At 66.5% G+C, this 20,769-nt stretch carries 20 protein-coding genes; 11 read left to right on the plus strand and 9 right to left on the minus strand.

Annotated elements, in window-relative coordinates:
* Window positions 1-280: 280 nt before the first annotated feature.
* On the plus strand, window positions 281-793 hold the full coding sequence (locus QX094_RS13905) for a GNAT family protein (protein ID WP_316166276.1): 513 nt from the start codon (window positions 281-283) through the stop codon (window positions 791-793).
* A gap of 143 nt (window positions 794-936) precedes the next feature.
* Here QX094_RS13905 and QX094_RS13910 read toward each other — a convergent pair whose 3' ends face one another.
* The gene (locus tag QX094_RS13910) at window positions 937-2,544 is read right to left on the minus strand and encodes a Na+/H+ antiporter (RefSeq protein WP_316174447.1); all 1,608 of its coding nucleotides are present in this window, start codon (window positions 2,542-2,544) and stop codon (window positions 937-939) included.
* A 30-nt stretch (window positions 2,545-2,574) separates the two neighbouring features.
* The gene (locus QX094_RS13915) at window positions 2,575-2,949 is read right to left on the minus strand and encodes a nuclear transport factor 2 family protein (RefSeq protein WP_315756871.1); all 375 of its coding nucleotides are present in this window, start codon (window positions 2,947-2,949) and stop codon (window positions 2,575-2,577) included.
* Between the two features lie 219 nt (window positions 2,950-3,168).
* Here QX094_RS13915 and QX094_RS13920 point away from each other — a divergent pair, with 219 nt between their 5' ends.
* The gene (locus QX094_RS13920) at window positions 3,169-5,064 is read left to right on the plus strand and encodes a caspase domain-containing protein (RefSeq protein ID WP_315825546.1); all 1,896 of its coding nucleotides are present in this window, start codon (window positions 3,169-3,171) and stop codon (window positions 5,062-5,064) included.
* On the opposite strand, the gene QX094_RS13925 is transcribed toward QX094_RS13920, so the two are convergent.
* Both QX094_RS13925 and QX094_RS13930 read right to left on the minus strand, forming a co-directional pair.
* On the minus strand, window positions 5,065-5,757 hold the full coding sequence (locus QX094_RS13925) for a DUF1345 domain-containing protein (protein WP_316171004.1): 693 nt from the start codon (window positions 5,755-5,757) through the stop codon (window positions 5,065-5,067).
* A 9-nt stretch (window positions 5,758-5,766) separates the two neighbouring features.
* The gene (locus tag QX094_RS13930; RefSeq protein ID WP_315715173.1) at window positions 5,767-6,690 is read right to left on the minus strand and encodes a farnesyl diphosphate synthase; all 924 of its coding nucleotides are present in this window, start codon (window positions 6,688-6,690) and stop codon (window positions 5,767-5,769) included.
* 185 nt (window positions 6,691-6,875) lie between these two features.
* Between QX094_RS13930 and QX094_RS13935 the strand changes: the two genes are divergently transcribed.
* The 3 genes from QX094_RS13935 (at window position 6,876) to QX094_RS13945 (ending at window position 8,811) form a co-directional block, all read left to right on the plus strand.
* Window positions 6,876-7,547, plus strand: a complete 672-nt coding sequence (locus QX094_RS13935) for a transglycosylase domain-containing protein (protein WP_315715422.1) — start codon at window positions 6,876-6,878, stop codon at window positions 7,545-7,547.
* Window positions 7,548-7,715: 168 nt separating this feature from the next.
* Window positions 7,716-7,898 carry a 50S ribosomal protein L32 gene (gene rpmF, locus QX094_RS13940; protein WP_006610266.1) on the plus strand — a complete coding sequence of 61 codons (183 nt, stop codon included), beginning with the start codon at window positions 7,716-7,718 and terminating at the stop codon, window positions 7,896-7,898.
* A 187-nt stretch (window positions 7,899-8,085) separates the two neighbouring features.
* Window positions 8,086-8,811 carry a hypothetical protein gene (locus QX094_RS13945; protein ID WP_315715174.1) on the plus strand — a complete coding sequence of 242 codons (726 nt, stop codon included), beginning with the start codon at window positions 8,086-8,088 and terminating at the stop codon, window positions 8,809-8,811.
* An 18-nt stretch (window positions 8,812-8,829) separates the two neighbouring features.
* Here QX094_RS13945 and QX094_RS13950 read toward each other — a convergent pair whose 3' ends face one another.
* The gene (locus QX094_RS13950; protein ID WP_315715175.1) at window positions 8,830-9,051 is read right to left on the minus strand and encodes a hypothetical protein; all 222 of its coding nucleotides are present in this window, start codon (window positions 9,049-9,051) and stop codon (window positions 8,830-8,832) included.
* Window positions 9,052-9,418: 367 nt separating this feature from the next.
* On the opposite strand from QX094_RS13950, the gene QX094_RS13955 reads away from it, so the two are divergent.
* On the plus strand, window positions 9,419-11,086 hold the full coding sequence (locus tag QX094_RS13955; RefSeq protein WP_316171117.1) for an EAL domain-containing protein: 1,668 nt from the start codon (window positions 9,419-9,421) through the stop codon (window positions 11,084-11,086).
* A gap of 21 nt (window positions 11,087-11,107) precedes the next feature.
* Here QX094_RS13955 and phaR read toward each other — a convergent pair whose 3' ends face one another.
* Window positions 11,108-11,701: a polyhydroxyalkanoate synthesis repressor PhaR gene (gene phaR / locus QX094_RS13960; protein WP_315751926.1), complete on the minus strand. Its 594-nt coding sequence runs from the start codon at window positions 11,699-11,701 to the stop codon at window positions 11,108-11,110.
* 382 nt (window positions 11,702-12,083) lie between these two features.
* On the opposite strand from phaR, the gene QX094_RS13965 reads away from it, so the two are divergent.
* The 4 genes from QX094_RS13965 to QX094_RS13980 all read left to right on the plus strand — a co-directional run bounded on the left by QX094_RS13965 (window position 12,084) and on the right by QX094_RS13980 (window position 17,521).
* Window positions 12,084-13,262 (plus strand): acetyl-CoA C-acetyltransferase, encoded by a 1,179-nt coding sequence (locus QX094_RS13965; protein WP_315715177.1) that lies wholly within the window; start codon window positions 12,084-12,086, stop codon window positions 13,260-13,262.
* Between the two features lie 270 nt (window positions 13,263-13,532).
* Window positions 13,533-14,258: a beta-ketoacyl-ACP reductase gene (locus tag QX094_RS13970; RefSeq protein WP_315751927.1), complete on the plus strand. Its 726-nt coding sequence runs from the start codon at window positions 13,533-13,535 to the stop codon at window positions 14,256-14,258.
* Between the two features lie 153 nt (window positions 14,259-14,411).
* Window positions 14,412-15,284, plus strand: coding sequence for a DMT family transporter (locus QX094_RS13975; RefSeq protein WP_315751928.1), 873 nt, complete (start codon window positions 14,412-14,414; stop codon window positions 15,282-15,284).
* A 227-nt stretch (window positions 15,285-15,511) separates the two neighbouring features.
* Window positions 15,512-17,521: a putative bifunctional diguanylate cyclase/phosphodiesterase gene (locus tag QX094_RS13980; RefSeq protein ID WP_315715180.1), complete on the plus strand. Its 2,010-nt coding sequence runs from the start codon at window positions 15,512-15,514 to the stop codon at window positions 17,519-17,521.
* Between the two features lies 1 nt (window position 17,522).
* Here QX094_RS13980 and QX094_RS13985 read toward each other — a convergent pair whose 3' ends face one another.
* The gene (locus QX094_RS13985) at window positions 17,523-17,957 is read right to left on the minus strand and encodes a cupin domain-containing protein (RefSeq protein WP_316187947.1); all 435 of its coding nucleotides are present in this window, start codon (window positions 17,955-17,957) and stop codon (window positions 17,523-17,525) included.
* 14 nt (window positions 17,958-17,971) lie between these two features.
* Window positions 17,972-18,739 carry a hydroxyacylglutathione hydrolase gene (gene gloB / locus QX094_RS13990; RefSeq protein ID WP_316166271.1) on the minus strand — a complete coding sequence of 256 codons (768 nt, stop codon included), beginning with the start codon at window positions 18,737-18,739 and terminating at the stop codon, window positions 17,972-17,974.
* A 193-nt stretch (window positions 18,740-18,932) separates the two neighbouring features.
* Between gloB and QX094_RS13995 the strand changes: the two genes are divergently transcribed.
* Window positions 18,933-19,709 (plus strand): class I SAM-dependent methyltransferase, encoded by a 777-nt coding sequence (locus QX094_RS13995; protein WP_316187948.1) that lies wholly within the window; start codon window positions 18,933-18,935, stop codon window positions 19,707-19,709.
* Window positions 19,710-19,795: 86 nt separating this feature from the next.
* On the opposite strand, the gene QX094_RS14000 is transcribed toward QX094_RS13995, so the two are convergent.
* On the minus strand, window positions 19,796-20,626 hold the full coding sequence (locus tag QX094_RS14000) for a DUF4167 domain-containing protein (protein ID WP_315751931.1): 831 nt from the start codon (window positions 20,624-20,626) through the stop codon (window positions 19,796-19,798).
* Window positions 20,627-20,769: the final 143 nt, after the last annotated feature.

The following is a 20,769-nucleotide window of genomic DNA, read 5'->3' on the forward strand; positions in this document are numbered from 1 at the left end:
CGGGCGCACAACTCCGATCGTCATATGCGATCGCTCTGTCGCAGGCGAGGAGCTTGAGAAAGAGTCCTCGGCTAGATTTCATGTCCAATCGGCCTGCCGTGAGAGCGACAGCCGACCTGCAACCGACGGCTGCTTGTGCCGCGCGCCGCGGTCTGAAATTTTTGCATGCGGATCGGCTGCAACGCACGCCGTGATGTCGCGGTTGCCCCCATCAGAACGGCGCCGCCCCACTGCCGCCCGCATGATCAGCACCTTGAGGCCTGCTGAAGAGGACGCCTCGATGAATCTCGACATCCGCGAAATGGAACTTGCCGAGACCTCGCTGGTCATCGACTACTTCTATTCGTCGAGCATCGAGCAACTCGACCTGATGGGCATCGACCCGACGCGGATGCCGACCAGGCCGGTGTGGGCCGGACTCTTCCAGACCCTGTACGAGACGCCGTTGGCCGAGCGCGCGGCGCTGCTGGTGATCTGGCGGCTCGACGGCCGCGCCATCGGCTTTTCCAGCTGCGACCGCATCGTCTACGGCAACCGCGCCCACATGCATCTGCATATCACCGAGCCCGAGCTGCGCAGCCGCGGCCTCGGCACCGCATGCGTCCGCCGCAGCATCGATTTCTATTTCGAGAGGTTGCGGCTCAAGCAGCTGTTCTGCGAGCCGCACGCCTACAACACCGCCCCCAACCGCGCGCTGCAGAAGGCCGGCTTCCGTTACTTGAAGACCTACAAGACGGTGCCGGGTCCGATGAACTACCACCAGGCCGTGACGCGCTGGATGATCGAGCGGTGACGTGAGGCTCCCCTCCACGTCATTGCGAGCGCAGCGAAGCAATCCAGGGCCGCGCAAGGATTTCTGGATTGCTTCGCTGCGCTCGCAATGACGGCGTTTGCCGCAACATCGCGTCCTACAACCGCGTGACCAGCTCTCAGCTCCTACAGCGGCAACTCACCATACGAGCGATTGGCGAGGCTCGCTTCCTCCAGATCGAGATCGCGCTCGATGCGGCGGCGGGTCTCGTCGGTGATCTTGCCGTCGCGCAGCATCACGTGGATGAATTTGCGTTCTGCCGTGATCAGCTCGCGGGTCAGCTCGATGCCGAGCGCGGATGCGTCGTTGTCCTCGGGCTTCAGACCTTCCGGGAGCTGGTTGGTCCGGACCTCGTGGCGCGCCCGTAGCAGCCGCACCACCTCGTCCGACAGCTCGCGATCGCTGGTCATCGTCTCCAGCGACCGCAAGGCGCTGTCGAGCGCCTCGCGCCGGGCCGCGATCTCCTGCTCATGCTCGCGCTGACGCTCGGCGCGACCCTGGTTGCCGACCCTGAGCCAGCGCACGACGGCCGGCAGGGTCAGGCCGAGGCCGATCAGGGTGAAGAAGATCACGCCGAAGGCGATGAACAGGATCTGGTCGCGATAGGGAAACGCGTCGCCGGTCGACAGCGTCAGCGGAAGCGCCAGCGCGGTGGCGAGCGAGACCGTGCCGCGCACGCCGGTGAAGCCGATGATGAAGGTCTGCCGCCAGGGCGGCAAGGGATCGCGGGCTCGCAGCGACGAGCTCAGCAAACGCGGCAGGATGGTCGCCGGGAAGGTCCAGGCGAAGCGCGCGATAACGACGATGGCGAGCACCAGCGCGGTCGCGATCATGATGTCGTCGAGCGGAAAGACCTTCGACTTCTCGTAGATCAGCCGCATCTGGAAGCCGGTCAGCAGGAACAGCATGCCCTCGATGAGGTAGATCATCAGGTCCCAGAAGAAGATGCCCTGCAGGCGGGTCGCCGAGGAGATCCACAGCGGTCCGTTCCAGCTCATGTAGAGGCCGCAGGCCACCGTCGCGATCACGCCGGAGCCGCCGACATGCTCGGGGATCCAGAACGCCAGATACGGCGTCAGCACCGACAGGGTGATCTCGACCTGCGGGTCGCGGGCATAGTGACGGGCGCGCAGCATCAGCCAGCCGACGCCGATGCCGAACGCGATCTCGCCGACCACGATCAGGCCGAACTCGCCGGCCGCGACCGGAAAGGAGAAGGCGCCGGTGGTGATGGCGGCCACCGCGAAGCGATAGAGGATCAGCGCGGTCGCGTCATTGGCGAGGCCCTCGCCTTCGAGAATGACCATGACCCGGCGCGGCAGGTGCAGCCGGCGGGCGATGGCGAGCGGCGCCACCACGTCTGGCGGCGCAACGATGGCGCCGAGCAGGAAGCCGAGGCTCCAGGGCAGGCCGAGAAGATAGTGGGTCGCGGTGGCCACCATGGAGGCGGTGAAGATCACGCAGCCGACCGCGAGCAGCACGATCGGCCGCAGATTGCGCTTGAACTCGCGCCAGCTCATCGCGACGCTCGACGAATAGATCAGCGGCGGCAGCACCACCAGCAGCACGAGCTCGGGGGGCAGCGCGAACGCCGGCATCGTCGGCACGAAGGCGAGCGCGATGCCGGCGAGCATCAGGAGGATCGCCGGCGCCAGGTTGGCCCGCCGTGCAAGAAGTGCGGTTCCCGCCAACACGGCCAGCAGGATCAGGAATATCTGAAAGTGAGCTTCCATGGCTGGTGGCTTGGCGTCGTCGCGCCGGCGTCAATCCCGGAGGTCGTAGCGGTAGGACTTCGACACGATCTGCCAGCCGTCCTTCAGTTTCATCGCCACGAGATAATCGGTGAAATAGCGCGGCGGCAGCTGGCAGCGCACCTTGATGAAGGCCGTCTTGTCGTCCGAACGATCGATGGTGACGATGAAGTCCTCGCGCGGCTTGCCCTCAGCCTTGGCCGATGGGCGCTTGCGCACCCAGGCCAGCCAGTCCGGCACGGTCAGGATCTTGAGCTCGCCATTCTCGACCCAGCGCAGGTCAGCGGTGGGGTGGAACACGGCACCGAGCTTGTCGGCGTCGCCCTCGTAGAGCGCATCGAAATAGCCCTGAACGACGGCCTCGACGGTGGAACGGTCTGTGCTCACGGCCAACTCCCTGGGAACCTGGACAAACAAGGATCGCATTTTCGATGCAAAACGGCGCTTGGCAAGGCATGAACTGGCGCCATAGCGCCAGCGACAGACTATAATGGCCGAGGCCAGGTCGATCGGGAATAAATCTGCGTGATCCCGGTCACAAGCCTAATGGGCTGCACTCTGATAGGCAGGTCCCAGCAGGTCTCCCAGCGGTATGGGGTAGGTACGATGTCTTGGTCACTTCGATTAGGCGGTTACATCCTGGCGGGAGCGCTGCTGCTGGTCGGCCACCCCGCGCTCGCCGACAAGCGAGTGGCGCTCGTCATCGGCAATTCCGCCTATCAGAACGTGCCGCAACTGACGAACCCCGCCAATGACGGCGCGGTGATGACGGCGACCTTCAAGAGCGCGGGCTTCGATGTCGTCGATTACCGGCGCGATCTGACCGCGCGGGAGACCAGGCGGGCCTTGCGCGATTTCGCCGACGCCGCCCGCGATGCCGATATTGCGGTGGTCTACTACGCCGGCCACGGCATGGAGGTCGAAGGGGCGAACTATCTGATCCCGATCGACGCCCGGCTCGAGCGTGACACCGACGTCTATGACGAGACGCTGTCGCTCGACCGTATTCTGGTCGCCGTCGAGCCGGCGAAGAAGCTGCGCCTGGTCATTCTCGACGCCTGCCGCGACAACCCGTTCACCCGCAACATGCAGCGGACGGTGGCGACCCGCAGCCTCGGCCGCGGCCTCGCCAAGGTCGAGCCGACCAGCCCAAATACGCTGATCGCCTATTCCGCCAAGGCCGGCTCGACCGCGCAGGACGGCGACGGCAAGAACTCGCCATTCACGCTGGCGCTGTCGCGGCATATCGCGACCCCCGGCCTCGACGTCCGCAAGGCGTTCGGCTTCGTCCGCGACGAGGTGCTGAAAGCGACCGCCAACCGCCAGGAGCCGTTCGTGTACGGCTCGCTCGGCGGCGAGGACGTGCCGCTGGTCCCTGGCGTGCCGCGCGTCGTGACACAGATGCCGGTGACGCCGCCGCCGAGCCCGCAGGCCGACATCCGGCGCGATTACGAGCTCGCGATGCAGGTCGGCAACAAGGGCGCGCTGAACGCCTTCCTGGCGCAATATCCCGACGGGTTCTACGCCAGCCTCGCCAAGTTGCAGCTCGACAAGCTCGCCGCCGAGGAGAATCGCGCCGCCGCTTCCGAGAAGGCCCGCGCCACCGAGGCCGAGCGGGCGCGGCTCGCCGCCGAGGGCGCGCGCAAGGAGACCCTCGCCAAGGCGGAGGCCGAGGCCAGGGCGGCGGAGCAGGCTCGGATTGTCGCTGAGAAGGCTAATCAGGTGGCGCAGCAGCAGGCGGCCGACGCCGAGAAGAAGCGCGGTGAGCAGCAGCTCGCGGCGGTCGACAATCCGCGCGCGGCGACCTCGCCCGGCGCGCCCACGCCCGCAGCACCGCAGCAGGGCCAGGTCGCCTCGCTCACCCCGGCCGCGCAGCCCGCCGATCTCGCCAAGTCGGTGCAGCTCGAGCTGCGCCGCGTCGGCTGCCTCACCGAGGATGCCGATGGCGACTGGGGCTCGGCCTCGCGCCGCTCGCTGTCGCAGTTCAACCGCTATGCCGGCACCAAGCTCGATACCCAGGCCGCCTCGGCCGATGCGCTCCAGGCGATCAAGCTCAAGCAGGCGCGCGTCTGCCCGCTGGTCTGCCAGCATGGCACCAAGCCGGACGGCGACCGCTGCACCCGCATCGTTTGCGCCGAGGGTTCGTTCGTCAACGACGACAATGAATGCGAGAAGCGGCGCGACAGGAAGCCGGTCGCCAAGCGCGATGGCAGCGACGAAGATGTGCCGTCGCGCCGCCGCGCCCGTGCGGCACCGGAGGCCGGGCTGCCGATGCCGGCTCCCGGTGCGGGCGTCGGGGTTGGGATCGGAGGTGGTGGCGGTCTCGGCGTCGGGGCGGCTCCGGGCTACACCAGGCCGCAGACGCAAGCCGCCCGGCCGAAGTCGGGCGGGCAGATCTATTGCGACGCTTATCTGTGCCGCGCCGTCAGGCCCGGTTGCCGGCTGGAATATCGCGGCGGCGGCGGCCCGGCCAACAATGCCAGCGTCGAGGTGTGCAACTGATCAGGACGAGATTACGCTGGCGGCGATGTTGACCATCAGGGCGACCAGCGCGGTGTTGTAGACGAACGAGATGATGCCGTGCACGGTCGCGGTGCGGCGGATGATCTTGTCGGTGATGCCGACGTCGGAGACCTGGGCGGTCATGCCGATGATGAAGGAGAAGTAGACGAAGTCCCAGTAATCGGCGTGCTCGTCCTTGTCGCCGCTCGGGAATTGCAGGCCGCCGGGCTTGGCGCCGCGGTAGTAGTCATGGGCGTAGTGCAGGGCGAAGGTCGCATGCACCGCGGCCCAGGACAGCGAGACGGTGAGCAGCGCCAGCGTCAGCGCCGGAGCGTCGCGCTTGGAAGCGCCGAGCTCGAGCACGATCGCGGCGATGCTGGCGAAGGCGCCGAGCGCCGTGACCAGCAGGATCACGAAACGGCCGTCGTCCTGCATGACCGCCTTGCGGCGGATGTGATGATGCTCGCTGCGCAGCATCATCGCCGCGACCAGCACGAGGTAGAGCGCGGTGAAGATGTCCCAGCTGATCAGGAGCCGCGTGATCAGGCGGAGTGCCGGCGGCAGCAGGAAGAACGCAACGATCGCGAGGCCCAGCGATATGAAGGTGCGCGGCCGCGCATAGATGACGCGCAGCGCAGCCGGCAGCCGCGTGAAGCGGGCGAGGTCCGGATCGTCGGGATGGACTCCGCCCAATGCCTCGCCTCAGCTCTTGCGTTCGGCGACGAAGTGCGCGGCGGCCCGCAGCACGTCGCCCTTGGCGCCGAAGACCGATAGCGCGGCATCGCCGCGGGCGAGCAGGTCGCGGACGCGCTGCTTGGCGCCCTCGACGCCGAGCTGGGTGACGAAGGTGGTCTTGCCGAGCTCGGCGTCGGCACCGGCTGGCTTGCCGAGGGTGGCGGCATCGCCCTCGACGTCGAGCAGGTCGTCGGCGATCTGGAAGGCTTCGCCGAGCGCGCGGCCGTAGTCGTCGAGCGCCTGGTACTCGGCCGCCGAGGCCTGGCCGAGCAGGGCGCCGGCGATGCAGCCGAAGCGGAGCAGGGCGCCGGTCTTCATCTGCTGGACGCGGGCGACGTCGACCGGGCCACTGTCGCCGAACCGGCCCTCGCCGGCGAGGTCGAGGATCTGGCCGCCGGCCATGCCGCCGACACCGGCGCAGCGGGCCAGCGCCCGGGTCAAAGCGAGGCGGACGCCGGCATCGGGATGGATCTCGTCGCGGGTGATGATGTCGAAGGCGATGGTCAGCAGCGCGTCGCCGGCCAGGATCGCGGTGGCGTCGTCATAGACCTTGTGCAGGGTCGGACGCCCGCGCCGCAGGTCGGAATTGTCCATCGCCGGCAGATCGTCGTGGATGAGCGAGTAGCAGTGGATGCATTCGAGCGCCGCGCCGGTCAGCAGCGCGCCCTTGCGCGGGACGCCGAACACGGCGGCGCTCTCGACCACCAGGAACGGGCGTAGCCGCTTGCCGCCGTTCAGGCTCGAATAGCGCATCGACTCGATCAGCCGCTTCGGCCTGATGATCTCGTCCGCCAGCGGCGCATCGCCGAGGAGCTCGCCGAGCAGGGCTTCGGTCTCTTCCGCGGTCTTGTCCAGGCGTTGGGTGAAGTCGGTGAGGGCCGTCGCAGTCATTTAACAAGAGCTCCAGGGGCAAAATTCGCCGGACAATCGTTGATGGCGGCGACTTCGTCAATTGCCGGAGCGGTGGCGGCTTTCGGCCGCGACGGCGGAAAAAAGCAGGAAACCACATCGAGATGTCGGATAATCCCCTCCAATTGTCCGCCCCCGCGGTGGTCCCAACCGAGCGGCGCCTGCCCTTGCGTACCGTCAGAACCATCCTCGTGATCGCCGTGCTGGTGCTGCTCGTGCCCTATGCGCTGACGCCGTTCTATGCCGTGGGTCACCCCGCCTCGACCCTGATGCTGTGGCGGTCGGTGACGGGGCAGCCGGTGACGCGGCACTGGATCGACCTCTCGGCCATGTCGCCGTATTTGCCGCGCTCGGTGGTGGCCGCGGAGGATGCCAAATTCTGCAGCCATCACGGCATCGACTGGGGCGCGCTGCGCGAGGTCATGGACGATGCCGAGGACGGCGAGGTCTCGCGGGGCGGCTCGACCATCACCCAGCAGGTCGCCAAGAACCTGTTCCTGTGGCAGGGCCGCAGCTATGTTCGCAAGGCGCTGGAACTGCCGCTGGCGCTGTGGATCGACCTCGTCCTCGGCAAGCGGCGCATCCTCGAAATCTACCTCAACATCGCCGAGCTCGGTCCCAGCGGCCAGTTCGGGGTGGAGGCGGGCGCCAATTACGCGTTCAACCGCTCGGCAGCTGGCTTAGGGCCGCGCGAGGCGGCGCTGATGGCCTCGATCCTGCCGAACCCCGTCCGGCGCAGCGCCCGGGCCCCGGGGCCGGGTGTGCGGCGGCTGTCGGCGACCTACATGGTGCGGGCCCAGGCCTCCAGCCTGCAGGCCTGCTGGGGGGAGCGGCGGTGAGGTCCGAGCGGGCGCAATTTTGGCCAAAAATGCCTCGGAGAGCCCTAGCCATGCCGCACCCCTTCCTCTATAAGCGCGGCCTTGATCGGCATCCGGGCTCGCCAGCTTCATGGCTGCAGCCGTCCTTTGCGGACGATGCCTTGCAAAAATACCCTAGAGGATACCGATATGGCCGTCCCCAGAAGAAAAACTTCGCCGTCGCGCCGCGGCATGCGCCGCTCGGCTGACGCCATCAAGAAGCCGACCTATGTCGAGGACAAGGATTCCGGCGAGCTGCGTCGTCCGCACCACCTGGACCTGAAGACCGGCATGTACAAGGGCCGCCAGGTCCTGAAGAAGAAAGACGCCTGATTGTCCGCGCGGGCCGCTTTCCAAGCTGCCCGAATTCGGCCATCGATGGGGTTGAAAGCGGTCCCGTGCGACGTGATTCGCCGGGACCGTTGCGTATCTGTGCCGCGTGATCCCGTCTCGCTGTCTCATCTTCGCACCGATTGACTTTGCGCCGGGCCGCCGCCCGCGCCATCCAAGGCTTCAACCGATGTCCATGGTCGGTTTCCCGCTGCTGCTGATCCCGCTGGCGATCTACAACATGATCGTCTTCCTGATGCCGGGGGTCGCGTTCAGCGAGACGCTGCTGCGCCTTCAGCTTCCGTCCGGCGAGGTCTGGACGATCTCGCTCGGCGACATGCTGCTGGCCCTGGGCGTGCTGCTGCTGCTGCTCGAAATCATCAAGGCGGCGAAGCCGAACGGGAAATATCTGACCGATCATCTGCTGTCGCTGCTGGTCTTCGGCGGCGCCGCGGCGGAATTCGCGATGTGGCAGAAGTTCGGGAATTCGACCTTCCTGCTGCTGACCCTGCTGGCGATGGTCGATTTCTTCGGCGGAGTCTCGCTGCGCACCAAGCGCGCCGCCCGCTCAGTCGTCGCAGCTCCCGCTTCCATGCCCGCGCCGGCCGAAGCGACCGTGCCTGATCCGGAACCTCAGCCGATCGAGGAGCCGGCCAGAGAATCGGTCAAAGAACCGGCCAAGGCGGAGGTTGAGCAGGCGGAGGTTCAGAAGGCGGATGCTGCCGCGCCCGTCGTTGAAGAGCCGATCGATGCCGTGCCGGCTGCTGCTTCGGTCGCCGAGTCCGTGCTGCTCGACCGCTCGGTCCCCCGGCCGGCTCCCGCTCCGACGACCGGCTGGGTCGCGGAGGCAAAGGAGACCGAGACCGCCTCTCCGGGCGCTCCAGAGCCGCCCAAACCCGACGCGCCGAAGCCCTGAGGCGCAGGAGCGCGCCGCTCAGATCATTTCTCGGGTCCGGCCGCCGGCACGCGTGACCGGCTGAAGCCTCGCCGCATAGGCACTGTGGACGTCGGCAACCGCCGCGCGCCTGAGCGTGCGGGTTTGCGGCAGCTGCTCGGCGGTCGCGATCAGATGGGTCACGAAGCCGGCGTCGGGGCGTGCTGCGCGAACGATCCGCGCGCGAAGGTCATGGCTCGCATCGCTCGGCAGCAGCGTCACGGAGCGGGAGGTCTGCTCCGACCCATCCAGGCGATCGCCGTCCTGATCAATCGTTAACATTGTCCAACCACCGCCGGCGCGATTGTCACGTTCTGGGACGCCGGAGCCTTTCGCTCCTCGATCTCGCAAGAGCAATGCCGTTCCAAGCGCTCTGGAGCGCTGCATGTTCCAAACATGGTTGACGCGTCTCGGACACGCGCTCGTCGCCTCGGCATGCTCTCCGTTAACCAGAGATGCGTAGTCTGATTCGCGAACTCGGCCGCCGCCGCTCGCGCGGATGCGCGCTGGCCGTTCCCAAATCAGCGCCGGTGCTGCCGGCCTGTGCCGAAACGAGGCGACCTTGACATCCGAATTGCCACAGACCGCGATGATCCTGGCATCCCTGGGCCAAGCCGCCTTCGTCTGGGATCTGGCGAGCGACGTGATCGTCTGGAGCGATCACGTCGGGGCGGTGTTTGCCGACGTTCCGCTGCCGCAACTCTGCAACGGCGCCGAATTCAGCAAGCTGATCGAGCCGGACCGCAGCATCCGCTCCGAGATCATGCACCAGGGGGCGCCGCTGCATGGCGCCGCCGGCACGCCGTACCGGATCGAATATGGCGTGCGCACCCACGCCGGTGCGCCATTGATCTGGGTCGAGGAGACCGGCTGCTGGTTCGCCGGCCCCGATGGGCGGCCCTTGCGTGCCCAGGGCATCGTGCGGATCAACAACGAGCGCCACGCCCGCGAGGAGCAGCTGCTCAAGCTGTCACGGCACGATCCGCTGACCGGCGAGCTGAACCGAACGCATCTGCTGGCGACGCTTGCCGAGGTGATCGAGGAGTCGCAGCGGTTCCGCTTCTCCTGCGCCTTCATGCTGGTCGGCATCGATCATCTCGCGCGCATCAACGACGCCTTCGGCTTCGACGTCGCCGACGGCGTCGTGCTGGAGATCGCCCAGCGCATCCGGGGCCGGCTCCGCGGTGGCGACACGCTCGGGCGGTTCTCGGGCAACAAGTTCGGGTTGATCCTGAAGAACTGCACGATGGACGACATGACCACCGCGGCCGAGCGCTTTCTCGCGACCGTGCGCGACGAGGTGGTGCCGACCAAGTCAGGTCCGGTCGCCGTCACCGCGACGATCGGCGCCGTGAGCGTTCCCCGTCACGCCCGCTCGGTCGAGGAAGCGGTCAACCGCGCCCATGAGACGCTCGACGCCGCCAAGCGTCGCCGCATCGGATCGTTCTCGACCTGGCGGCCGAACGTGGAGCGCGACGCACAGCGCAAGGTCAACATCCGCGTCACCGACGAGATCGTGACCGCGCTCAATGAGCGGCGCATCGTCACAGCGTTCGAGCCGGTGGTGAATGCCAACACGCTTGCGCCCGCCTTCTATGAATGCCTGGTGCGGATGCGCCAGGATGACGGCCGGGCCTTGCTGGCGCCGGACGTCGTCCCAGTCGCCGAACGGCTCGGTTTGATCCGTCTGGTCGATCACCGCATTCTGGAGCTGGTGGTGGCGGAGCTCGCGAGCACGCCCGACGTCACCCTGAGCCTCAACATCTCGCCTGAGACCACCATGGATCCGGACTGGTGGGCCTCGATCGAGTCCATGATGCGCGCCCATCCTGGGGTCGCCGAACGGCTGATCGTCGAGATCACCGAGACGGTCGAGATCCAGGACGTCGACGATCTCCGCGGCTTCGTGACGCGGCTGAAAGATCTCGGCAGCCGAATCGCCATCGATGATTTCGGCGCCGGACACACCTCGTTCCGCAATCTGCGCAAGCTCGGCGTCGACATCGTCAAGATCGACGGCGCCTTCGTGCAGAATCTCGTGCGCTCGGCTGACGACCGCGCCTTTGTGCAGACGCTGGTCGAGCTGGCGCGACGGCTGCAGATCAAGACGGTCGCGGAATGGGTGCAGGACGAGGCGTCGGTCGCGCTGCTGCGCGACTGGGGCTGCGATTACATCCAGGGCCGGGTGATTGGCCTCGCCTCGGTCGATCGGCCGTGGATCGGTAACGGCAGGGTGGAGCTGCCGGCGGCGGGTTGATCAGCCGCCGGCCCTTCGGCGTCAGCCTTGCTGCTCGTCCTTCTTCGGCTCCGACATGCGATCGAGCCGGTCCTGCATTTCCTTCATCTGACGGCGCAGCTCGTCGATGTTGTCGTCGGCGGCCGGGGCCGGCTCGGCGGCCTTCTCGTCGGTGCGCACCGGCGGCGTGAACGGCTTGAACATCGAGAAGGTCTGCTGGAACAGCTCCATGTTGCGGCGCACCTGCTCCTCGAGCGGCGCGAACGGCGTCCCGCTGAAGGTGTCGGCGATCTGCTTGCGGAACTTCTCCTGCTCCCGGGTCAGGGTATCGATCGACTGCTCAAGGTACTTTGGCACCACCATCTGCATGCTGTCGCCGTAGAAGCGGATCAGCTGGCGCAGGAACGTGGTCGGCAGCAGGTTCTGACCGGCCTTGTTCTCCTGCTCGAAGATGATCTGCGCGAGGACCGACCGCGTGATGTCGTCGCCGGTCTTGGCGTCGTAGACTAGGAAATCCTCCCCGTTCTTAACCATCGAGGCCAGATCTTCGAGGGTCACGTAGGTACTCGTCCCGGTATTGTAGAGCCGCCGGTTCGCGTATTTCTTGATTGTGGTGGGTTGGTCAGATTTCGCCATGAGCTCACACATGCAAACCGAGAACAGGGAACCCGGCGGCGTCGCCGCAGGGCGAAGAGCTACGCAATGCAATAACGTAATCACTTTCGAGCGAGTTCGGCTACGGTTTTGTGCGGAACGGTTAATCCCGCAGCAGAAATCTTGCTCACGAAACGGCCAAGCATCCCAATTTGAATGCGCTGCAGCAGGAATTGCTGATGCCGCCAATTGACATGTCGCAACGACGTTAACAGGATGAAGGACGAAGGTTGCGCACTCGCCAATCCGGGGCTTGCGGAGGGCCGGCACGACCGTGAACTGAAAAGATCATTTTCATTTCAAATACCCTCGAGTCTCAAGCCCTCGCTTTCACGTCCAAGATCAAGAACCCCAGGAGATGCTCATGTCAGACGATGTCGTCATCGTCAGCGCCGCCCGCACCGCGGTTGGAAGTTTCAACGGTGCCTTCGCCAGTGTCCCGGCCCACGAATTGGGGGCGGTGGCCATCAAGGCCGCGCTGGAGCGCGCCGGCGTCGAGCCGGGCCGCGTCTCGGAGGTCATTATGGGCCAGATCCTGACTGCGGCGCAGGGCCAGAACCCGGCGCGCCAGGCTTCGATCGCCGCCGGCATTCCAGTCGAGAGCCCGGCCTGGGGCATCAACCAACTGTGCGGCTCCGGCCTGCGGTCCGTTGCGCTCGGCTACCAGGCGCTCGTCAATGGTGACTCCGACATCGTGGTCGCCGGCGGCCAGGAGTCGATGAGCATGGCGGCGCATGCGCAATATCTGCGCGCCGGCGTGAAGATGGGCTCGCTCGATCTGGTCGACACGATGATCAAGGACGGCCTGTGGGACGCCTTCAACGGCTATCACATGGGCAACACCGCCGAGAACGTTGCGAAGCAATATCAGATCACGCGTGCGCAGCAGGACGAGTTCGCGGTTGCATCGCAGAACAAGGCCGAGGCGGCTCAGAAGGCCGGCAGGTTCAAGGACGAGATCGCGCCCGTGACGGTCAAGAGCCGCAAGGGTGACACCGTAGTCGACACCGACGAATATCCGCGTCATGGCGCGACGATCGAGGCCATGGCCAAGCTGCGTGCGGCGTTCGAGAAGGACGGCACGGTCACGGCCGGCAACGCGTCGGGCATCAATGACGGCGCGGCTGCCGTGGTGCTGATGACCGCCAAGCAGGCGGCCAAGGAGGGCAAGACGCCGCTTGCGCGGATCGTGTCCTGGGGCCAGGCCGGCGTCGACCCGAAGATCATGGGCACCGGTCCGATCCCGGCGTCGCGTTCGGCGCTGAAGAAGGCAGGCTGGAACATCGCCGACCTCGACCTGATCGAAGCCAACGAGGCGTTCGCCGCGCAAGCTTGCGCGGTGAACAAGGATCTCGGCTGGGATCCGGCCAAGGTCAACGTCAACGGCGGCGCGATCGCGATCGGCCATCCGATCGGTGCGTCCGGCGCGCGCGTGCTCGTGACTCTGCTGCACGAGATGCAGAAGCGCGACGCGAAGAAGGGTCTTGCCACGCTGTGCATCGGCGGCGGCATGGGCATCGCGCTGTGCGTTGCACGCGACTAAAAAGCCGGCAGTGACTGCGAACCGTTCAGCCTTCGCAATCGCGTCCAGCTCAACTAAAGATCAACGCCCGGCGATCTCGCCGGGCGTTTTGTTCTTGATGTCCGTCAAACACGTCGCATAATCGACCACTAAAAAATGGAGTTGAGCGAGCATGGGTTGTCGTGCGGCAAGTTGATCGTCGCGCGGAGGTTCATGATCCAATAACAACGGCAAGCGCGGCGACAGCCAGAGGTTGTCCTGTGCGATCAGTCATCGAGGGAAGGATTCGACATGGCACGTGTGGCGTTGGTGACGGGGGGAACGCGCGGTATCGGAGCGGCGATCAGCAAGGCGCTGAAGGCGGCGGGATACAAGGTCGCGGCGAATTACGGCGGCAACGATGCCGCGGCGGAGAAGTTCAAGAGCGAGACCGAGATCCCCGTCTACAAATGGGACGTCAGCTCGTTCGAGGCCTGCGGCGAAGGCATCAAGAAGGTCGAAGCCGATCTCGGTCCGATCGATGTGCTGATCAACAATGCCGGCATCACCCGTGATACGGCCTTCCACAAGATGACGCTCGAGCAGTGGAGCGCGGTGATCAACACCAATCTCGGCTCGCTGTTCAACATGACCCGCCCGGTCATCGAGGGCATGCGCGCGCGCAAGTTCGGCCGCATCATCAACATCTCCTCGATCAACGGCCAGAAGGGCCAGTTCGGCCAGGTCAACTACTCCGCGGCGAAGGCCGGCGACATCGGCTTCACCAAGGCGCTCGCGCTGGAGACGGCCAAGGCCGGCATCACCGTCAACGCGATCTGCCCGGGCTACATCAACACCGAGATGGTGCAGGCGGTGCCGAAGGACGTGCTCGAGAAAGCCATCCTGCCGCTGATTCCGGTGGGGCGCCTCGGCGAGCCCGAGGAGATCGCGCGCGCCGTGGTGTTCCTCGCCGCTGATGAGGCCGGAGCCATCACCGGTTCGACGCTGTCGGTCAATGGCGGCCAGTACATGGTGTGAGCCTCGCCGGCGGCGTTGCCTCCGGCCACCATCTGCGGTTAAGGAAAACCTGATGCCCGCGCTCGCCGCGGGCATTCACGTCTTGGACGCTTCCCGCACGGACGCAGGCGTGGGTGGCCGGCATGAGCCGGCCGTGACGGAGCCTGCCGCCTGATGTCCCAGCGCAATGCGACCCTGATCGGTCTGACCGCGATCCTGATGTGGTCGCTGCTCGCCTTGTTGACGGTGGCAACTGGCACGATCCCCGCCTTCCAGCTTGCGGCGATGACCTTCGCGATCGGCGGCGCGGTCGGCCTGCTCAGTCTGGTCCGCCGACCGGACGGGCTACGGGTGCTGCGGCAGCCGCTGACGGCGTGGGCCGTGGGCGTCGGCGGGCTGTTCGGTTATCACGCGCTGTACTTCCTGGCGCTGCGCTTCGCGCCGCCGGCAGAAGCCGGGCTGCTGAACTATCTTTGGCCGCTGCTGATCGTGCTATTTTCGGCCTTTCTGCCGGGGGAGCGGCTCGCGGTTCATCACGTGACCGGCGCCGTGATCGGGCTTGTCGGCACCGCGCTGCTGTTGCTCGGCAACGGTGCGAGCTTCGCTGCGAGCCAGTTGCCGGGGCTCGCGGCCGCCTTCGTCGCGGCGTTCGTGTGGGCGATCTATTCGGTGCTCTCGCGCCGTCTGAAGGCGGTGCCGACCGATGCCGTCGCCGGCTTCTGCATGGCGACGTCCGCGCTCGCGGCCCTGGTCCATGTTGCGGTCGAGCGGACGGTCTGGCCCGACAGCCCGACGCAGTGGCTCGCTGTTGCCGGTCTCGGCATTGGCCCGGTTGGCGCCGCGTTCTATGCCTGGGACATCGGGATGAAGCGCGGAGACATTCGCGTGCTCGGTGCCGCATCCTATGCGACGCCGCTGCTGTCGACGGCTTTCCTGATCGTTGCCGGCTATGCCCGGCCGAGCGCCACCCTGGCGGTGGCCGCACTGCTGATTGCCGGCGGCGGTCTGGTCGCGGCCAAGGACATGTTCCTCCTGCGCAAGCGCTGACCGCATCAGGTCGAGCGACGTCAGGCGGGGCCGGCTCGCATGCGGACTCGGCACGGCGGTCCGAATCCGCCGGTTATCCTTGATGCGCACTTAACCGTGCGCAAAACCGGCGCGCCGGCCGGTAGCTCACAACCGCCGATTACAGTTTGCCGCGGTCTGCACCTAACCCGCCCTTTACCCGTGCTGAGCGATAGTCCCTGCGAAATGGTGCTGACAACGGGGCGGCAATGCCGGACGTGAGACGTTACATGGCCCGCGCAGGGGAGTTGTTTCGCGTTCCCGCCGACAGTCCCGAGCTGACGCGCGCGCAGTTCCAGGCGTTCTCCAAGCAGGTGCCGCTGCTCTATTTCATTCTCATCACCAACAGCCTGGCGCTCGCCTACACGTTCCTGCCGCTGGCGCCGACGTGGCTCACGATTTCCGTGCCGGCGTTGCTATCGACGATTACCGGCGCGCGCATGCTGTGGTGGCTGCGGCAGGGCGAGGCCGCCAGCAGCGACGCCGAGGTGCTGCGCAACCTGCGTGTCACCAACCGGATTGCCGGCCCGATCGGGGCGCTGTTCGTCGTCTGGTCCTTCGCGTTGTTTCCCTACGGCGACCCATTCGCCAAGGGGCAGGTCGCGTTCTACATGGCGGTCACGGTCATCGGCATCATCTTCTGCCTGATGCACCTGCGCTCCGCAGCCCTGATCGTGACCCTCGTGGTCATCGTGCCCTATGTCATCTTCTTCATGTCCACGGGCGTTCACGCGCTGCGGGCGATCGCGGTCAATCAGCTGCTCGTGTCCGGCGCGATGGTCACGGTGCTGTTCATCTATTATCGGGATTTCGCCGCGCTCGTCGCCAGCCGCAAATCGCTGCTCGCGGAGCAGGCGGCGACGCAAGCGCTGTCGGATGAAAACTTCCGCCTCGCCAATCTGGATTCGCTGACCGATCTGCCCAATCGCCGTCGCTTCTTCTCGGAGCTCACGCAAGCTTTCGCCGAGGCCGACCGGGACGGCACGCGGCTCGCCGTCGGCATCATCGATCTCGACGGCTTCAAGCCGATCAACGACACCTATGGGCACACGGTCGGCGACCGCGTGCTGATCGAGGCCGCGCGCCGCATCCGCGACGCCTGTGCCGGCCATGGCGGCCAGGTCCATCTCGCCCGGCTCGGCGGCGACGAGTTCGGACTGGTGGTCGCCGGCAATCCCACGGACGACGATCTGCTCAACCTCGGACGGCAGATCACCGACCTCATCAAGCTGCCCTATCAGTTCGACACGACCCATACCGGCCTGTCGTGCTCGACCGGCTTTGCGTTGTATCCGCGCTCGGCCATGGTTGCGGATGCGCTGTACGAATGCGCCGACTATGCGCTCTACCACGCCAAGCGCCGCGCCCGCGGCCAGGCCATCATCTTCTCGACCGAGCTCGAGGCGGAGATCCGCAGCCGCAGCGTGATCGAGCACCTGTTGCGCACGGCCGATTTCGACGCCGAGATGGACCTGGCGTTTCAGCCGATCATGGACGCGACGAATTCGCGCACCACCGGATTCGAGGTCCTGGCGCGCTGGCACAGCCCCAAGCTGGGTACGGTGTCGCCCGCAAGCTTCATCCCGGCCGCCGAGCGGATCGGCGTCATCCGCAGCCTGACGCGTTGTCTGCTGGTCAAGGCGCTCGCCGCCGCGCGGACCTGGCCGGACGACATTCGCGTGTCGTTCAATCTCTCCGCGCACGACATCTGTTCGCCGGATGGCGTCCTGCCGCTGCTGGCGGTCATCCATGCCAGCGGCGTGCCGCCGCGCCGCATCGAGTTCGAGATCACCGAGACCGCCGTCACCTTCGACTTCGCCCGCGCCGAGCAGTCGATCGCGGCATTGAAGGCGATCGGTTGCGGCATCTCGCTGGACGATTTCGGCACCGGCTACTCGTCGCTCAGTCACGTCCACCGGCTGCCGCTCGACAAGCTCAAGGTCGACCGCAGTTTCGTGAGCGACGTCAACGCCAACCCGATCAGCCACAAGATCATCAAGTCGCTGACCGGCCTCTGCGCCGACATGGAAATTTCGTGCGTCGTCGAGGGTGTCGAGACCAAGGAGCAGCTCGACAGCCTGCGGCGTCTGGGCGCGGACTACATCCAGGGCTACTACTTCGCGAAGCCGATGCCGGCCGACGCGATTTCCGGCTTCCTCGCCCAGGAGCGCCAGCGCTTCGCCGAGCCAGCCGCGAAGGTCGCCGGCGCGAGCGCCTGACTCAGACCTCCGGCTCCCAGCCGGGCGGCGCAAGCTCGAATCCTTCGAACATGAAGCCCGGCGCCACCGTGCAGCCGACGAGCGTCCAATCGCCGGCGCTCTCGGCGGCCTGCCAGGCATGGGCGGGCACCACCGCCTGCGGCGGCTGGCCGGCTGCGAGGTCGATGCCCAGCGTCGTCGTTTGCGGCGCCTGGCCTTCGGCGGCGATCCGCAAGGTCAGCGGCGCACCGGCATAGAAGTGCCAGGTCTCGACCGCGTCGACCCTGTGCCAATGCGAACGCTCGCCGCGCGCGAGCAGGAAATAGATCAAGGTCGATGCGGCGCGGCCGGAGGCGTCGACGGCCGGATCGCGGAAGGTCTCGCGAAAATGTCCGCCCTCCGGATGAGGCTGCAGGCCGAGACGCGCGATGATGTCGGCAGCCGAGAGCGTGGCCATCGTCGTCCTCGCCGTTACGACTTGTTCTTGCGCTCGCGCAGCTCGCCGAATACCTGCTCGGCGCTGGCGCCCTTCATGCGCAGCCGCACTGCGACGGCCGGATCGTCGGCGCGCAGGAACACGTTGGCGGTCTTCTCGTCGCCCAGCAGCGACGGAATGGTCGGCCGGTTGGCGGCACGCAGCCGCGTGACCTCCTCGGCGCGAGCCTTCAGCGCCGCGTTGTCGCCGTCGACGGTGAGGGCGAATTTGACGTTCGAGGCTGTGTATTCGTGGCCGCAATAGAGCCGGAAGTCGTCCGGCAGCGCGCGCAGCTTGAGAAGCGAGTCCCACATCATCGGATAGGTGCCCTCGAACACGCGGCCGCAGCCGACCGAGAACAGCGTGTCGGCCGCAAACAGCGCCTTGTCGGCATCGAACACGTAGGAGACGTGGTCGAGCGTATGGCCCGGCGTTTCCAGCACGCGCGCGAGCAACTCGCCGATCTTCACGACATCGCCATGGGCGACTCGCAGATCGACGTTGGCGATCGCCGTCGTCTTGTCGTGGGGCGCGACCACCCGGCAGCCATATTTCTGCTTGAGCTCGGCGACGCCGCCGACATGGTCGTGATGATGATGCGTGATCAGGATGTCGGTGAGCCTCCAGCCTTCGGCGTCCAATTGCCGGACGATCGGTCCGGCCTCGGGGGCGTCGATCGAGGCAGTCGCACCGGTCGCGGGGTCATGGATCAGATAGCCGAAATTGTCGGACAGGCAGGTGAAGGCGCGGATGTCGGCGGCCATGATGTCTCCGTCGGCGGGACCGGGCGAGGCACGATGGTCGCGCTCGCGATGCCAGAAGGTCGTGGAAGCGGAGCCCGGGCGCAGCGCTGCGGGGCGGCCTCCGATGTCCCGCGCAGAGATATGGCGTTAACGCTGGAGGCGCAACGCAATATTCGGCGCGCGGCAGCGCGCGCTCGCATGATACATTGACGTCATGGACGTGATCGATCTGCGAAATTTCTATTCGAGTCGCCTCGGGATCGTCGCGCGGCTCTTGATCAACCGCGGTATCCGCGCGCGCTGGCCGAGCGCGGCCGGGCAGCGGGTGCTCGGCGTCGGCTATCCCACGCCTTATCTGGGCCTGTTCCGCGAGGATTCCGAACGCTGCATCGCCTTCATGCCGGCGGCGCAGGGGGTGCTGAAATGGCCGACGGCGCGGCCGACGCTGGCCTCGCTGGTGGACGAGTTCTCGCTGCCGCTGCCCGATGCGGCGATCGACCGCATCCTGATCGTGCATGCGCTGGAGATGTCGGACGACCCGGCCGGGCTGCTGCGCGAGATGTGGCGGGTGCTGGCGCCGGCGGGACGCATGATCATCGTGATCCCGAACCGGCGCGGCGTCTGGACGCGGACCGACAACACGCCGTTCGGCCATGGCCGGCCCTATTCGCGCTCGCAGATCACGCAACTGCTGCGGCAGACCTGGTTCACGCCGACCGGCTGGGGCGAGGCGCTGTTCATGCCTCCGGTCGGCGGCTGGTTCCTGAAATCGGCGATGGCCTGGGAGCGCGTCGGCGCGGCGCTGTCGCTGCCGTTCGCCGGTGTCCACATCGTGGAGGCGACCAAGCAGGTCTACCGGGTGATCCCGGCGCGCCGCGAGCGCATTCGGCTGATCCCGCGGCTCGAACCGGTGCTGGCGCCGTCACCGTCGGCCCCCGGATCCGGTGGCGCCGGTCGCCGCGAGGTCGGTCCGCCGTCGCGCGAAGCATGATCCCGGGCCGTTTTCCTGCGCGCTTCCCGCGCAAAAAAACGGGTGGGCTCAGAGCCCACCCGTTTCGTCATGATGGAGGGTAATCGCTATTCGCCCGGATTGAGGTCCTCGCTCGGCGCCGGTGCAGCAGCGGCTGCTTCAGCGCGCGGACCATGCGGACGCCGGCGGCGCCGCGGATAGCGCTCGGCAGCGCCCTCGAAGGCGGCCGGGGGATTGGCGATCTGCGGCTGCGGACCGGTGATGAAGGACGGCAGCCGATCGACGCCGCTGTCGGCGATGACGGGCTGGGGTTGCGGTTGCGGCTGGTACTGGACCGGCTGCGGCCGCTCCCGGTGCTCGCGCGGCTCCCGCTCGCGATGTTCGCGGGGTTCACGGTGTTCCCGCGGCTCGCGGTGTTCGCGCGGCTCGCGATGCTCACGCGCTTCGCGGTGCTCGCGCGGCTGCTGCTCGCGCTGATAGGGCTGGTTGTCGCCGCGCTCGCGCTGGCCGCCTTCGCGGTCGCGCATGAAGGGTTGGGGCTGAGGCTGCGGCTGGGCCGGAACAAAGCCGGGCTCCTGGCCGAAATGCGAGAAGCTCTCACCGTCATCGTCGAGGTCGTCGACGGTCAGGTCCTCGGTGTTGCGCGGCTGCTGCGGCTGATTCTGGCGGAACTGCTCCTGCGCGGCGGCAATCAGGCGGAAATAGTGCTCGGCGTGCTGGTAGTAGTTCTCGGCGGCTACGGGGTCACCCGAAGAGCGGGCGTCGCGGGCAAGCTGGACATATTTCTCGGCGACATGAGAGGCAGTGCCGCGGATCTTGATGTCCGGTCCATTGGACTCGAACACCCGGGTCAGCGGATTCTGGCCGCGCCGGTTATTGTTGTTGTTACCGCCGCTGTTCCGGTTGCGCATCCGCTTGTTGTTCTGACCGTTTCTCATGTCCTGCCTTTATTCCAACCCTGCGTTAGGAGCACCGATTGTCTGAGCACTGATTGTTATCGGAATACCGAGAGTGTATTGAAATACCTTCGCCGGGCTCGGACGCCTCGCGCGCGGTCCAAATGGTCCCATCCGACCCATGT

The organism is Bradyrhizobium sp. SZCCHNS1050 (assembly GCF_032484785.1).
Classification (GTDB): Bacteria; Pseudomonadota; Alphaproteobacteria; order Rhizobiales; family Xanthobacteraceae; genus Bradyrhizobium.

Excerpts from the sequence above, each read along its gene's own strand:
- QX094_RS13905 (WP_316166276.1), top strand. The coding sequence starts at position 281 with ATGAATCTCGACATCCGCGAAATGGAACTTGCCGAGACCTCGCTGGTC.
- QX094_RS13910 (WP_316174447.1), bottom strand. The coding sequence starts at position 2,544 with ATGGAAGCTCACTTTCAGATATTCCTGATCCTGCTGGCCGTGTTGGCG.
- QX094_RS13920 (WP_315825546.1), top strand. The coding sequence starts at position 3,169 with ATGTCTTGGTCACTTCGATTAGGCGGTTACATCCTGGCGGGAGCGCTG.
- QX094_RS13930 (WP_315715173.1), bottom strand. The coding sequence starts at position 6,690 with ATGACTGCGACGGCCCTCACCGACTTCACCCAACGCCTGGACAAGACC.
- rpmF (WP_006610266.1), top strand. The coding sequence starts at position 7,716 with ATGGCCGTCCCCAGAAGAAAAACTTCGCCGTCGCGCCGCGGCATGCGC.
- QX094_RS13945 (WP_315715174.1), top strand. The coding sequence starts at position 8,086 with ATGTCCATGGTCGGTTTCCCGCTGCTGCTGATCCCGCTGGCGATCTAC.
- QX094_RS13955 (WP_316171117.1), top strand. The coding sequence starts at position 9,419 with ATGATCCTGGCATCCCTGGGCCAAGCCGCCTTCGTCTGGGATCTGGCG.
- phaR (WP_315751926.1), bottom strand. The coding sequence starts at position 11,701 with ATGGCGAAATCTGACCAACCCACCACAATCAAGAAATACGCGAACCGG.
- QX094_RS13965 (WP_315715177.1), top strand. The coding sequence starts at position 12,084 with ATGTCAGACGATGTCGTCATCGTCAGCGCCGCCCGCACCGCGGTTGGA.
- QX094_RS13970 (WP_315751927.1), top strand. The coding sequence starts at position 13,533 with ATGGCACGTGTGGCGTTGGTGACGGGGGGAACGCGCGGTATCGGAGCG.
- QX094_RS13975 (WP_315751928.1), top strand. The coding sequence starts at position 14,412 with ATGTCCCAGCGCAATGCGACCCTGATCGGTCTGACCGCGATCCTGATG.
- QX094_RS13980 (WP_315715180.1), top strand. The coding sequence starts at position 15,512 with ATGCCGGACGTGAGACGTTACATGGCCCGCGCAGGGGAGTTGTTTCGC.
- QX094_RS13985 (WP_316187947.1), bottom strand. The coding sequence starts at position 17,957 with ATGGCCACGCTCTCGGCTGCCGACATCATCGCGCGTCTCGGCCTGCAG.
- gloB (WP_316166271.1), bottom strand. The coding sequence starts at position 18,739 with ATGGCCGCCGACATCCGCGCCTTCACCTGCCTGTCCGACAATTTCGGC.
- QX094_RS13995 (WP_316187948.1), top strand. The coding sequence starts at position 18,933 with ATGGACGTGATCGATCTGCGAAATTTCTATTCGAGTCGCCTCGGGATC.
- QX094_RS14000 (WP_315751931.1), bottom strand. The coding sequence starts at position 20,626 with ATGAGAAACGGTCAGAACAACAAGCGGATGCGCAACCGGAACAGCGGC.